Here is a 13,691-nt window from a genome sequence, read left to right on the forward strand (position 1 = left end):
TTGATATCTCAAAAATAACGATAGGGGGAAAATTAAATGAATGACTTCACGCAGCTTCGAGCGGGTCTAATCATCTTCAGCACACTCACGCTTATGGCGTGCCAACCCGAACAGCACACTCAAAGCCAGCAAAATTTTATCTGTAAATCTTTAATTCAAGGCTTTTTAAGTGCCCAAAAACTGACGCAATATGAACTTGAACAGATCCAACCGATCACCAGCGGTGGGTTACATCAAAAGCTATATATTTATAAAGCCAAATCTGAAAACGGCATGAATATCATGCCGCAGCAAGCCAAACTTCGCTTTGCCTGTGAACAAATGACCGCGCGGCAATTTCAAATCAAGTTACATCCGCATCAATTTCCAGAACAGACCTTACTCAGCATCGAACTTCCAGAAACACAGCACATGCAACAGTTGACTGCATTTCGCCTGCCTGAGATGCAAAGTTATTGATCATTCATATTGAACTGAATCATTACTGGTGCTTATTTTAAAATTTCGGGAACGGTCGCAACAGTTTTGCTTTTACCCAGCTGCACTTTCATTTTTTGTAGCATTTGATAAGGCTGTTGCTGCACAAACATATTCACGAAACTGAGCGGAATGGAGCCTTCCGGATTGGCATAGCCATAGGTCGACACTTTGACTTTTTGATTGCCTAAACGCTGGAAGGTCCAATCACCCTCATAGTCGGTTAGGCGTACATAATTGGGATTAATCGGATAACCTTTTTTAACTGCTTTATTTTGGATGCTAATGATGCCTTGTGCATCTTTACGCATTTTGCCTTGTACCACTAAATCACGGTCTTTCAAGGGAAAAGGAAAATCCAACACCATATATAAACTGAATTCACCTTTCTGGTCATCGCGGGATAAGACTTTGACACTGCCCATATAAGGGACCCAATTCACTGCATTTTCCACATCTAAAATCAGGGAAACCGCTTTTTCGATGGGCACATCAAAACTAGTTTCAGCTTTGTATTGAAAGACAGGATTTTGAGCATTTTGGTAGGTCCAAACCTTAATATTATTTTTATTAATCGTGAGTTTGGCATTATCCATAGTTTTCGCTTGTACTGCCGCAGTGAATGCGACAGCACAGGCCATAAAGATGACTTTTTTCATTCCATTGATCGTCTTATTTTAATTTTATGCTGTTGTTATAACGGATTTTAACGCGCTTTTATACGTCAATATCGTTAAAACCCAGTACATCTTTCATATCGTACTTACGTGCTTCACGACCAACTACCCATGCAGCTGCACGTACTGCACCAGAGGCAAAGTTCATACGATTGGTCGCTTTATGGGTAATTTCAACACGTTCGCCATCCGCAATAAACATCGCAGTATGTTCACCGACAATGTCACCACCACGAATCGTTTGGAAGCCAATGGTTTGACGTTCACGTGGACCCGTATGACCTTCACGGCAATACACAGCATCTTGTTTTAGGTCACGTCCTAAAGCACCGGCAATGGCTTCGCCCCACATTAGCGCTGTACCTGATGGTGCATCAACTTTATGACGATGATGAGCTTCAATCACTTCAATATCCACAGTATCGCCAAACACTTTTGATGCCAATTCAAGAAGTTTGATTGAAACGTTTACACCGACAGAATAGTTCGCTGCATAGACCACTGGGGTTTCTGTTGCTGTTTCATCGAGATAAGCTTTTTGCTCATCATTCATACCTGTGGTACCAATGACAATCGCAACGCCTGCTTCACGGCAAAGTTTAAGATGCTGTGCCGTTGCTGCAGGTGCAGTAAAGTCGATCACGACATCACAATCTTTTAAAACTTCAGCTAGGTTACCGACAACCTTTACGCCAACCGCGCCAATCCCTGCAAGTTCACCGGCATCCGCACCGACTAAGCTACTTTCAGGACGTTCTACCGCAGCAGCCAATTGATAACCAGCTTGCTGAACCGCCTGAATTAAGATGCGTCCCATACGACCGCCTGCGCCCAAGATACCAATACGTGGAGCTGCTGACATAACATTTTCCTAATGTTGATTCGAAATTGGTCTTACTATATCAAAACTCCATGCGCAGGCTAAGTTACAAACAAAAAAATCCTGCATTTTCCGAAGGACTTTTGCAAATCAACTTCTACCACAGACGCTGACTATTCCCTCACCAAGTTTAGGCATTTTCACGGTATGATAGGCGCGTTCTATTGATCTTGAATATTCATGAAAACCCTATTGTATCTTTGTGCGGCAGTCTGTATTGCACTGGCATGGCTGATTCCGATTCATTACCGACCTTGGGCCACGTATACCGGTGAGCTTTACACCTTCTTTGCCCTATTTGCCTTAGCGGCAACGTTCTTTAAAGAAAAGCTCATGGTGGCAAAAATTTCCTTGCCCCTGTTGCTCTTAGCGCTGATTCCCTTCGTCCAATTGGCTTTTGGGCAGGTGTATTATTTTAGTATTGCCTTGCTCTGTATGCTGTTTGTGTTCAGCTTCTGGCTGTGTATCAATCTTGGTTTCAGCCTCTCGCAAGGTACGGAAAAACGCGAAAAAACCTTCCTATACCTGAGCTATACCTTTGTTGCTTCGGGGGTCATGACCGGACTCATCGCAATATGTCAGTGGCTAGATTTCGACTCGTTTCTTCCTTTTGTGATGAAAATTAGTGGAACTACGCGCCCATTTGCAAACTTTGCTCAGCCGAATAACATGGCCACGTTTCTGCTCATGTCCTTGTTAGCCTGCTTATATGTTTATGAACAGCAAAAAGTTAAAACCCGCTATTTGGTCGCTTGTGCAATTCCTATTTTAATTGGGGTCGCGCTCAGCCAATCTCGCACCTCTTGGGTGGCAAGTATCTGCGTCCTAGTCTATTTGGCTTATGCACAGTACAAAGATTATATCCGTCTTCGCTGGTTTTACAGCTTGGCCTGGTTTATCGGCTTTGTGGCACTGATTGTATTGATGCCAAAATTAAGTCAAATCATGAGCCAAATATCCGACATGAATATTCAAGAAAGTCGTGACGTAGCCGAACGTGCTGGTGGAGATATGTCTCGTTTAGCCATTTGGCAACAAATGGCGCATGCCGTAGCTGCACAGCCTTGGTTTGGCTATGGTTGGCATCAAACCAGTAGCGCTTTTGTCTCGATCTCTGACACGGTACAAGGGCCTGTATGGATTCGTAGCTCACACAATTTTATTTTGGATTTCTTATTGTGGAATGGCGCCATTATTGGTGTGCCGTTCTTGGCCTATTTCGCTTATTGGGGCATCCAATTACAGAAGTTAGCCAAGTCTGCATTATCTGTGATTGGCCTATTGATGGTCGGTGTCTTCGTTATTCATGCCATGTTGGAGTTTCCGCAAAACTACGCATATTTCTTACTGCCTGCGGGTTTTATTATTGGGATTCTTCAAGCAGCGAAGCCACAGGCGGCTACTTTGAATCTGTCTCCGTGGTTTATCCGCATTGTTTTCGTGATTGGCGCAGTGCTGATCACGGTGATTTATCGTGATTATGCCAATGCAGCGATTCAGCTGGGTCAGGCATCAAAATATGAAAAAACACCGGAGAAAATCACCAACCATGAGCCGATCTATTTACTCACGGAATTTAGACATCGGGTAGCGATTATTCGTTTAAATCCATATTCCATCGTTTCTGAACAAACCATTCAGGATACTGAAAAATTGGTTCGCAGCTATCCAGCGAAATACCACATCATTAAATATGCACGTTTATTGGCCTTTAATGGTCGTGAGGCTGAAGCACGTCATCAGCTACAGCGTCTTAAAAATATCTATAGGCTCGACATGAGCTATGAGAGTTTATTAGCGCCTATAGCACAGCCGAAACCTTAAAACGCTCAATAAAAAAGCCTGCAATTATGCAGGCTTTTTTATAGCTAAGTTCACATCACAGCGAACTCAAGCAAATCATATCAATTAATCAAATAAACGGTCGAAGAATGATTTTTTCTTCGGAGATGATTTATTGTCATCGCCATCCATCGTGTCTTGTAACTCTTTCAACAATTCACGTTGACGAGCCGTTAAGTTTACAGGCGTTTCCACCACAATACGGCAGAGTAAGTCACCGGTCATGCTGGTACGTACAGGTTTCACACCTTTACCACGTAAGCGGAACAACTTACCAGTTTGAGTCCCTTCAGGTACTTTCAAGCTCACACGACCATCGAGAGTCGGAATTTGAATTTCTTTACCCAATGCAGCATCTGCAATGCTTACAGGCACATCCATATACAGGTCAGCGCCATCACGTTGGAAGATTTCGTGTTCACGTACCACCACTTCTACATATAAGTCGCCTGCTTGGCCATCACGGATCGCCTCGCCTTTGCCACTTAAACGTACGCGGTCGCCATTATCCACACCTGCAGGAATGGTCACTTCTAAAGTTTGCTGACGGTCAGAAACCCCTGAACCATGACATTTATTACATGGGTTCTTAATAATTTTACCTTGACCACGACATGTGCTACAGGTTTGCTGCACAGAGAAGAAGCCCTGTTGCATACGCACTTGACCTGCACCATGACAAGTTTTACAGGTTTCAACGTCGTTTGGATTTTTAGATCCTTTACCACCACAGGCATCACATGGCGCTGGCGCAGTAAAGGTAATGGTTTTTTTCACGCCTTTTACAGCTTCCTCAAGGGTAAGCTCCATAACATAGCGTAAGTCTGAACCACGGCGTGCACGTTGCTGACCACCACGGCCACCACCGCCAAATGCGCCACCGAATATGTCACCAAACTGACTAAAAATATCTTCTGCGCTAAAACCACCACCGAAGCCACCGCCGCCGCCCATGCCGCCTTCAAAAGCTTGATGTCCCATACGGTCATACATACTGCGTTTTTCGCTGTCCGATAAAACTTCATATGCTTCTGCAGCTTCTTTGAATTTTTCTTCAGCTTCTGGGTTATCTGGATTACGGTCAGGGTGATACTTCATCGCCAACTTACGGTAGGCTTTTTTAATTTCATCATCACTTGCGGTTTTAGATACACCTAAAACCTCATAATAATCACGTTTAGCCATGTCTGGCGATGCTCCTCACGGAATTTAATTTAATACTTAACTGTGGTCTGAAATTGGGGAATCAAACCATTTTTTCAAGGGGTAGGCAGGAAAAAAATAAATTGACTTAGAAAACAGCCTTATTTTTAACGAATTTGGATAGACCTTGGATCCATGCATTTAATAAATACAAAAAGGCAATCGCAGCAAAGACCACACCAATTACCGTGCATGCAGTCACCCAAAGATAGGTGTCCCAATAATAGAAAAATAAAGGAATAAACCACAGTGCGGCAAAAATGGCCATCATGGAATAAATCACGACGGTGCGCATGACCCAAAGCGCTTGGGCTTGTAGCCAAACTTCTGCAGAATCGATTTGAGTGACTTTGCGTGCAAAGCCGTAGGCAAATACACCACTAATCAGGGTAAATAAAGCGAAAAACATGAAGACATAAGAAATCGCAACATAACGGCGATACTTAGCTAAACTCTCTGCTGTCATCTGTGATTCAACCCCGTACACCACAATATGCCGTGCTGCACTTGTGGTTGTTTTACTTTTTAAAAATGTCTTTGTAGATCAGGTGCTACTATAGAGAAAAATTCAATATTTCGCACCCAATATTATGACACTTTTAAGGATTCTGCTGAGTTTTTTTCACTTTAAACCACTGTGCATATAACGCAGGTAAAAAGAACAAGGTCAGCAGGGTCGCCACGATCAATCCACCCATAATCGCCACAGCCATTGGACCGAAGAAAATACTGCGAGAAAGTGGAATCATCGCCAATACAGCGGCCAATGCAGTCAGCACAATTGGACGGCAACGACGTACCGTCGCATTGATAATCGCATCCCAAGCCGACTCCCCGGACTGAATATCTTGTTCAATCTGATCAATCAAAATCAGTGAATTGCGCATAATCATTCCAGACAGTGCAATCGTGCCGAGCATCGCCACAAAACCAAAGGGTTTATTGAATAATAACAGGAATAACACCACGCCAATAATGCCCAAAGGTGCAGTTAAAAATACGATCATCGCCCGTGACATGCTGCGTAATTGAATCATCAACAAAGTCATGACAACTGCGAGAAATAATGGCATGCCCGCATTTACAGAAGTTTGACCACGTGCTGACTCTTCCACAGTACCGCCTACTTCGAGGAGATATCCATTCGGCATCTCTGCACGTAACTGATCAAATGAATCTTTTAACTCACCCACCACCGTTGCAGGTTGCAATTTACTGCGAATATCCGCGCGCACAGTAATGGTCGGTAAACGGTTACGATGCCAAATCAAACCTTCTTCAAAGCTATACTCAATTTTCGCAATCTGCGCCAATGGCACTGAACCACCATTGCTGGTCGGTACAGCCAAACTGCTGAGAGAACCGACATCCAATCGCTCGGCTTGATCACCACGCATCCGAATTTCAATCAGCTCTCGTTTCTCACGATACTGATTAATCACTGCACCACTGATTGAACTATTCAGGAAATTGGACAGATCTAGACTGGAAACCCCCATTTGACGTGCGCGATCTTGGTCGATGTCCAGTTTAATGACTTTGCTTGGTTCACCCCAATCCAAATGCACATTGGTGGTGTTCGGGTTTTCACTGACTTTTGCAGACACCCGTTGTGCCCACTCTCGAACCAAGCTCAGATCTTCACCCGACACGCGGAACTGCAATGGATAACCCACAGGTGGGCCATTTTCTAAAAGTGAAACGCGAGTACGTACTTCAGGTAAGAGCTTACGGATTTCTTCTGCTAATGACTGACGAATTTCATTGCGATCATCTAAAGATGAAGCCAATACCACAAACTGAGCAAAACTGGCTTGGGGCAACTGCTGATCTAGAGGTAAATAAAACCGCGGTGAACCTGTCCCCACATAAGCCACAAAATTATCAATGCCTTGTTTTTTCGACAAGAACGCTTCGACTTTTTTTACTGCCGCTTCTGTGGCTTTCAGCGACGCACCTTCCTCCAGCTTTAAATCCACTAAAATTTCAGCACGGTTTGACGGTGGGAAAAACTGCTGTGGTACGGTTTTAAACATTAAAATTGATAATACAAAGATGCCAACCGTCGCTGCAATCACCGTCTTGCGATAAGTCACACAAGTGTCAACCCAACCACGGAAACGTTGATAAAACGGCGACTGATAAGGATCGTGATGTTCCCCGGCATGATGCACCATCGGCTGAGGTTCAGGTTGTTTGCGCAAACGTGCCCACAGGCGCTGATACCATGGGGCTTTTTGTACCAAATCTTTGTTGAAGTCGGGTAGTAATTTATCCCCTAGATAGGGAACAAACAGCACCGCTGCAAACCATGACACCACCAATGCGATGGTGACCACTTGGAAAATCGAGCGAGTGTATTCGCCTGTGCTCGATGCGGCTGTGGCAATCGGCAAAAAGCCGGCCGCAGTAATCAATGTTCCTGTCAGCATTGGAAATGCGGTCGTCCGCCACGCATGTCCGGCGGCTTGTAATCGACTATAGCCCTGCTCCATTTTGATCGCCATCATTTCGACGGCAATAATCGCATCATCCACCAATAAACCGAGTGCGAGAATTAACGCCCCCAAAGAAATCTTGTGCAAACCGACATCAAACATCTGCATGCCAGCAAAAGTCATGGCCAAGACTAAGGGAATGGAAAATGCCACAACCAATCCTGTACGGAAACCCAAGGAGAAGAAGCTCACCAATAGGACGATAATCACCGCCTCAGCGAGGACTTTCATAAACTCATTGACGCTGCGCTTCACGGCTACAGGCTGATCCGATACTTTTTTTAGTTCCATGCCCAAGGGCAAGGTTTTTTGTAAGCGGGCAAATTCTGTTTCTAGATTTTTACCCAAAGCCAGAATGTCGCCACCTTTACGCATCGACACGGCAATACCTAAACCATTTTCGCCCATAAAACGCATACGTGGCTGTGGTGGATCACTAAAGCCCCGATGTACATCTGCTACATCACCCAATTGAATGGTTCGACCATTCACCAATAAAGGCATCTGACGCAGTTCATCAATATTTTGTAAATTGCCGCTGACACGCACTTGAATCCGGTCTGAATTGGTTTCAAAAAAGCCGGCACTGGCAACTGTGTTTTGCTGTTGCAAGGCTTGTTGAATCGCCGTCACAGGTATGCCCATTTGCGTAGCTTTGGTGTTGGAAATTTCAATCCAAACTTTTTGATCTTGCAGACCAATCAAATCCACTTTCGCAACGTCTTTCACTCGTTGTAACTGGAGCTGTAAACGGTCGGCATATTCCTTCATGGTGGCATAGTCAAAGTCTTTGCCGGTCAGCACATAGATATTACCGAAGGTGTCACCAAACTCATCATTAAAGAAAGGACCTTGCACCCCAGATGGCAATTGATGGCGAATATCATTGACCTTTTTACGTACGGTGTACCAAACATCGGGGACTTGCTGTGAACGTAGACTGTCCTTGGCCACAATGGTCACCATGGATTCACCCGGACGTGAATACGCCATGATGCGTTCATACTGCCCCGTGGTCATCAGTTCTTTTTCAATCCGATCGGTGACTTGTAGCGAAACTTCTTTGGCTGTTGCACCAGGCCAATAGGTTTGAATCACCATGACTTTAAAGGTAAATGGCGGGTCTTCACTCTGCGACAATTTGGAATAAGAAAATATCCCAACAATGCCCAGTAGAATCATAAAATAAAGGATTAAGCCTTTATTTTTCAATGCCCACTCAGACAAGTTAAAATGCATTATTTAACTCCTGCCTGAATGTGTACCGCTCGATTTTCACGATCAACAGGTTGTATTTTTTGTTTTTCGCGGAGCAAATGCACGCCGCCAACCACAACAAAATCCCCTGCTTGCAGACCACTGAGTACGGGCACGCTGTCACGTCCGTATTCGCCTAAACTTACTGGAACTTTACGTACCGTATTATCTGCATTGACCACCATCACATATGCCTGCTGACCACTCGCAGACACACTCGATAACGGCACATGCAAAACATTCTGCTGTGCTTTGGTTAAAAATACCCGTGCACTTTGCCCCAGTTGAATGGCGCTATTGCCTTCACGTAATGCCACTTTGACACTATAAGTACGAGACTGATCGGCTGCAGGACTAATTTCACGCACATAGCCTGCAAATTTTTCCTGTGGTTTCGACCACAAGGTGACCCATGCATCCTGCCCTGTTTTAATTTCAGCAACCGCTTGTTCAGGCACACCAATGACCACTTCTCGTTCACCTGCAATCGCCAATTGAAATGCTGGTTGTCCTGCTGCAATCACTTGACCAATCTCAATATTACGCTCAGTAATGACCCCATTTTTATTGGCAATTAATTGGTTATAACCGGTCTGATTACGACTCACATCATAATTTGATTGCGCTTGCTTTAAGTTCGACTGTGCCGCTTTATATTGGTTTTCCACCGCATCGTACTGCGAACGACTCACGGCATTGACTGGCAATAATTGCTTAAAGCGTTTTAGTTCATCTTCAGCAATCTGTGCAGCGGAACGCGCACTTTCAAGCTGTGCTTGTGCTGCATTCAGTTGCAACTGTGCATCTTTGACGTCTAATTTTGCCAAGACTTGCCCGACTCGGACTTGGTCTCCAACATCGACATAGCGCTCAGTGATTTGGCCGCCAACCCGAAACGCCAAAGCTGTTTGCTGGCGTGCTTGTACATCACCCGCATAACTTTTTTGTTCAAAATGTGTGGTGCCCGGCTGAATCACCATCACAAATGGCACTTCCTGTTCCGTTTGGGCTTTATCCTTGCTGCATCCCCATAAGGTCACACTGCAAACGATAATCATGCTGACAACTGTGGTCTTAATCGTACTCATGAAGTTCGCTCTTAATAAAAAGTCTTTTTTAGGGCAGAATATTATTCAATTAATTTGGTTATTTTTTAATTAATAAACCATGCGGTACATTAATTAGATTAATTATCCGAAATCAATGACCTTTTCGCCTTTTTTGGAATTTTTTCAGCAAATGAATGTCGGCCGCCCGAAAGACTTAGAAAAACGACAACGGATTTTAGAGTCTGCAAAACAATTATTTTTAGAAATGGGCTATCACGGTTGCAGCATGAATCAGATTGCGCAACATGCAGGGGTCACCAAACTGACGGTCTATAACCATTTTCAGGACAAAGCCACCTTATTTACCAGTGCGATTGAAGACACCTGTGAATATATTTTGAATACCCGCCCGCGACATCTGCACAGCGAAAGTCATTTTATGCAGGCTTTCGTTGAAATTTGTGAGTTAGGGCTGAACATCATGAATTTGCCAGAAGCCATTAAACTGGATTTATTACTTTTGGAGTTGGCTGCCGAACACAGTCCCTTGGTGGACCAGTTTTTCCGTGCCTCACATTTGAAAATGCGCCAAGTCTGGGAGAATTTCTTTCAAGACGCAGCGGCTTTAAATTTCATTCAGCCGGATAATCCTGCCAGACAAACTGAACTGATTGTGTCGCTACTGATGGGACTACGCCATCAAGAAGTCTTATTGGGCATGCGCCCAGTACCTGAAACAGCAGAGCGACAGGCCATTATTCACTCTGCCATCGACATCTTTATGCTGAAATATCAACTCGGCACGCAAAACTAAGCATTTTCTGAAATATTTCAACGCTAAACTGAAACAAATGGCATAGCTATTGCTCATTTACCTAGAAAAGTCATCCGACTTTTGTCTGTACCCCCTTTTGCCACGGCACTTTCGGGGTATAGTCGAGACAGGAATACGCGGAGAAATAACAAATGATTCAACAAATTGATGCTCCATTACGTGAAGACGTGCGCTTACTGGGCAATTTATTGGGTGAAACCCTAAAGCAGCATGCAGGACAAGATTTGTTTAATCAGGTAGAGCAAATTCGTGCTTTGTCTAAAGGCGCGCGCGATGGACAAGTTGAAGCCGAAAAACAGTTAGAACAATTATTTTTAAATTTAAAAGATGAAGAAATTCTGCCACTGACCCGTGCATTTACGCACTTTCTCAACTTTGCCAATATTGCCGAACAATACAATGTGGTGCGCAGCCGTCGCCAAAGTGAGTTTGATGAGCAGGCACCCTCACCGAATCCACTGGATCATTTATTTGAAAAATTTAAAAGCAATAACATCAGTGCAGAACAACTGTTCCAACAAATCTGTGAATTAAAAATTGAACTGGTCCTGACTGCACATCCAACTGAAGTCAGCCGCCGTACCTTGATCCAGAAATATGATGGGATTAATGATTGCCTGTTTAAAATGGATCAACAAAAACTTACGCCACGCGAACGCAAAGCCGTACTGGATGATTTAAAACAACTGATTTGCTCGGCATGGCAAACGGATGAAATTCGTCAACATCGCCCGACGCCTGTCGACGAAGCAAAATGGGGCTTCACGACCATTGAACAGACCTTGTGGAATGCTGTACCCAAATTCATGCGTGAATTGGATGGCATGGTTCAAGATCATTGTGGCAAGACCTTGCCTTTACATGTTGCCCCTGTACGCTTTGCGTCATGGATGGGTGGTGACCGTGATGGCAACCCAAACGTCACCCATAACATTACTCAAGAAGTGCTTTGGCTTTCACGTTGGAAAGCTGCCGACCTGTATTTACGCGATATCGAAGACCTGCGTTGGGAACTTTCGATTCAGGAGTGCAGTCAAGAACTCAGTGACGCCTTGGGCCATTTCCACCCTGAACCCTATCGTGAATACCTGCGTGATGCGCGTGAACGCCTCAAAGCCACTCGTCACTGGTTGGCACTGAAACTCCGTGGCGAAGATGCTGACGATAGCCAAGTCATTAAAAGCCGCCATGAGTTGCTCGATCCACTATTGGTTTGCTACCGTTCACTGATTGACAGCGGTTTACCTGAAATTGCCAATGGTCAGTTACTCGACTTTATTCATCGGGTGAATTGCTTCGGTATCGAATTACTCAAACTCGATATTCGTCAGGAGTCGACTCGTCATCGCCAAGCGATTTCTGCCATTACGGAATATTTAGGTTTAGGCAATTTTGAAACATGGACGGAGCAAGCCCGTCAAAACTTCTTGATTCAGGAACTCCAAAGCAAACGTCCACTGCTACCGAAGTTTTTAAATGAGCCGAAACAAAGTCTGATTGAACATCCAGATGTACAAGAAGTCTTTGCGACCATGCGCACTTTGGCAGAACAGCCACCTGAAAGTTTAGGGGCTTATATTATATCCATGGCCGAACATCCGAGCGATGTCTTGGCCGTATTGTTACTGCAAAAAGAAGCCGGCATCAAACAAGCGCTACGCGTCGTGCCACTGTTTGAAACTTTAAAAGATTTGGATGGTGCCGCCCGTACCATGAATACCCTATTTAATATGCATTGGTATAAACAGCATATTCAGGGTAAACACGAGGTGATGATTGGCTATTCAGACTCAGCCAAAGATGCGGGCTTTATGTCGGCAAACTGGGCGCAGTATCGTGCGCAGGAAGAATTAACCGCAGTTGCGAAAAAGCATGATGTACAACTGACATTATTCCATGGCCGTGGCGGTTCAATCAGCCGTGGTGGCGCACCGACACAGCAAGCCCTATTTTCACAGCCACCAGGTTCGATTTCAGGTGCAATCCGTGTCACAGAACAAGGGGAAATGATTCGCTTCAAGTTTGGATTAGAAGGCATTGCCTTACAAAACTTAGAAATTTACACCGCAGCGACCTTAGAAGCGACCTTATTGCCACCGCCTGAACCGAAACAGGAATGGCGTCAGCTCATGCACAGCATGACGGATCTGTCGGTACAGGTGTATCGTCAAACCGTGCGTGAAAATCCGCATTTTGTAAAATACCTACGGACTGTAACGCCAGAACTGGAACTACAAATGTTACCGCTCGGCTCACGCCCAGCCAAACGTAAAGTTAGCGGTGGAATTGAGTCATTACGTGCGATTCCTTGGGTGTTCGCATGGACGCAAATCCGTTTGATGCTACCTGCTTGGCTCGGTACAGGTGCTGCGATTAATCAAGTGATTGATCAAGGTCAAAAGCAGACACTCGAAGAAATGTTGGAGCAATGGCCGTATTTCCAAACGTTAATTGATATGTTGGAAATGGTCTTGTCTAAGGCTGATGGTCATGTGGCGCTGTATTATGAGTCTCATCTGACGGATGACGCAGACCTCAAACAGTTGGGCGAAGAGTTACGTCAGCGTTTACGTGATGCGGTACAAACGCTATTAGCACTCAAAGGTGAATCGAAATTACTCAGCAGTAACGATGTGCTCGACCAATCCATGAAGGTGCGTAAGCCTTATTTATTGCCGCTTCATTTACTGCAAGCCGAGCTAATGAAACGCCGCCGTGCTTACCTTGCCGAGCGTCAGGCTGAAAATACCCCAGTCGACCATGCGTTGATGGTCAGCATCGCGGGTATTGCGGCAGGTTTGCGTAACACTGGCTAAATCTTCCAAGTTTTCAAAAAGCACACAGAACTGTGTGCTTTTTTTTTGACCAGTCATATTGGTTTTAATTTATTTTGGAATATATAAAATAAGAAAAATTTATGAAGAATTGGCTCCAAGCCTATTTGATTAATTGCATGATTTAATGCCTTTTTTA

10 protein-coding genes are annotated in these 13,691 nt (G+C 44.6%); 4 read left to right on the forward strand and 6 right to left on the reverse strand.

From position 1 onward, the window contains the following. Nucleotides 1–36 precede the first annotated feature (36 nt). Nucleotides 37–459 carry a hypothetical protein gene (locus tag FTU80_RS15155; RefSeq protein ID WP_257221572.1) on the forward strand — a complete coding sequence of 141 codons (423 nt, stop codon included), beginning with the start codon at nt 37–39 and terminating at the stop codon, nt 457–459. A 32-nt stretch (nt 460–491) separates the two neighbouring features. Here FTU80_RS15155 and FTU80_RS15160 read toward each other — a convergent pair whose 3' ends face one another. Both FTU80_RS15160 and dapB read right to left on the reverse strand, forming a co-directional pair. Continuing rightward, entirely contained in the window at nt 492–1,136 is a 645-nt protein-coding gene (locus FTU80_RS15160; RefSeq protein WP_180003644.1) for an START domain-containing protein, read from the reverse strand. A 58-nt stretch (nt 1,137–1,194) separates the two neighbouring features. Beyond that, nucleotides 1,195–2,016: a 4-hydroxy-tetrahydrodipicolinate reductase gene (gene dapB, locus FTU80_RS15165; RefSeq protein WP_078194102.1), complete on the reverse strand. Its 822-nt coding sequence runs from the start codon at nt 2,014–2,016 to the stop codon at nt 1,195–1,197. Nucleotides 2,017–2,214: 198 nt separating this feature from the next. Here dapB and FTU80_RS15170 point away from each other — a divergent pair, with 198 nt between their 5' ends. Continuing rightward, nucleotides 2,215–3,858, forward strand: coding sequence for a PglL family O-oligosaccharyltransferase (locus tag FTU80_RS15170; protein WP_180085951.1), 1,644 nt, complete (start codon nt 2,215–2,217; stop codon nt 3,856–3,858). An 84-nt stretch (nt 3,859–3,942) separates the two neighbouring features. Here FTU80_RS15170 and dnaJ read toward each other — a convergent pair whose 3' ends face one another. The 4 genes from dnaJ to FTU80_RS15190 form a co-directional block, all read right to left on the reverse strand. Then, nucleotides 3,943–5,061, reverse strand: a complete 1,119-nt coding sequence (dnaJ, locus tag FTU80_RS15175) for a molecular chaperone DnaJ (protein WP_180085953.1) — start codon at nt 5,059–5,061, stop codon at nt 3,943–3,945. Between the two features lie 106 nt (nt 5,062–5,167). After that, the gene (locus FTU80_RS15180) at nt 5,168–5,545 is read right to left on the reverse strand and encodes a hypothetical protein (RefSeq protein ID WP_078194105.1); all 378 of its coding nucleotides are present in this window, start codon (nt 5,543–5,545) and stop codon (nt 5,168–5,170) included. A 133-nt stretch (nt 5,546–5,678) separates the two neighbouring features. Beyond that, the gene (locus FTU80_RS15185) at nt 5,679–8,816 is read right to left on the reverse strand and encodes an efflux RND transporter permease subunit (protein ID WP_180085955.1); all 3,138 of its coding nucleotides are present in this window, start codon (nt 8,814–8,816) and stop codon (nt 5,679–5,681) included. Beyond that, on the reverse strand, nt 8,816–9,922 hold the full coding sequence (locus FTU80_RS15190; protein WP_180085957.1) for an efflux RND transporter periplasmic adaptor subunit: 1,107 nt from the start codon (nt 9,920–9,922) through the stop codon (nt 8,816–8,818). Before FTU80_RS15190 ends, FTU80_RS15185 begins: the two co-directional genes overlap by 1 nt. Before the next feature lie 151 nt (nt 9,923–10,073). Here FTU80_RS15190 and FTU80_RS15195 point away from each other — a divergent pair, with 151 nt between their 5' ends. Both FTU80_RS15195 and ppc read left to right on the forward strand, forming a co-directional pair. Then, nucleotides 10,074–10,697 carry a TetR/AcrR family transcriptional regulator gene (locus tag FTU80_RS15195; protein WP_180085959.1) on the forward strand — a complete coding sequence of 208 codons (624 nt, stop codon included), beginning with the start codon at nt 10,074–10,076 and terminating at the stop codon, nt 10,695–10,697. Nucleotides 10,698–10,849: 152 nt separating this feature from the next. Then, nucleotides 10,850–13,534, forward strand: coding sequence for a phosphoenolpyruvate carboxylase (ppc, locus tag FTU80_RS15200; RefSeq protein WP_180085961.1), 2,685 nt, complete (start codon nt 10,850–10,852; stop codon nt 13,532–13,534). The last annotated feature ends 157 nt before the right edge of the window (nt 13,535–13,691 follow it).

This window comes from Acinetobacter sp. YH12145, assembly GCF_013418335.1.
Classification (GTDB): domain Bacteria; phylum Pseudomonadota; class Gammaproteobacteria; order Pseudomonadales; family Moraxellaceae; genus Acinetobacter; species Acinetobacter amyesii.

Coding starts and splice junctions, on each gene's coding strand:
- ppc (WP_180085961.1), top strand. CDS start 10,850: ATGATTCAACAAATTGATGCTCCATTACGTGAAGACGTGCGCTTACTG.
- FTU80_RS15180 (WP_078194105.1), bottom strand. CDS start 5,545: ATGACAGCAGAGAGTTTAGCTAAGTATCGCCGTTATGTTGCGATTTCT.
- dnaJ (WP_180085953.1), bottom strand. CDS start 5,061: ATGGCTAAACGTGATTATTATGAGGTTTTAGGTGTATCTAAAACCGCA.
- FTU80_RS15155 (WP_257221572.1), top strand. CDS start 37: ATGAATGACTTCACGCAGCTTCGAGCGGGTCTAATCATCTTCAGCACA.
- dapB (WP_078194102.1), bottom strand. CDS start 2,016: ATGTCAGCAGCTCCACGTATTGGTATCTTGGGCGCAGGCGGTCGTATG.
- FTU80_RS15190 (WP_180085957.1), bottom strand. CDS start 9,922: ATGAGTACGATTAAGACCACAGTTGTCAGCATGATTATCGTTTGCAGT.
- FTU80_RS15185 (WP_180085955.1), bottom strand. CDS start 8,816: ATGCATTTTAACTTGTCTGAGTGGGCATTGAAAAATAAAGGCTTAATC.
- FTU80_RS15170 (WP_180085951.1), top strand. CDS start 2,215: ATGAAAACCCTATTGTATCTTTGTGCGGCAGTCTGTATTGCACTGGCA.
- FTU80_RS15195 (WP_180085959.1), top strand. CDS start 10,074: ATGAATGTCGGCCGCCCGAAAGACTTAGAAAAACGACAACGGATTTTA.
- FTU80_RS15160 (WP_180003644.1), bottom strand. CDS start 1,136: ATGAAAAAAGTCATCTTTATGGCCTGTGCTGTCGCATTCACTGCGGCA.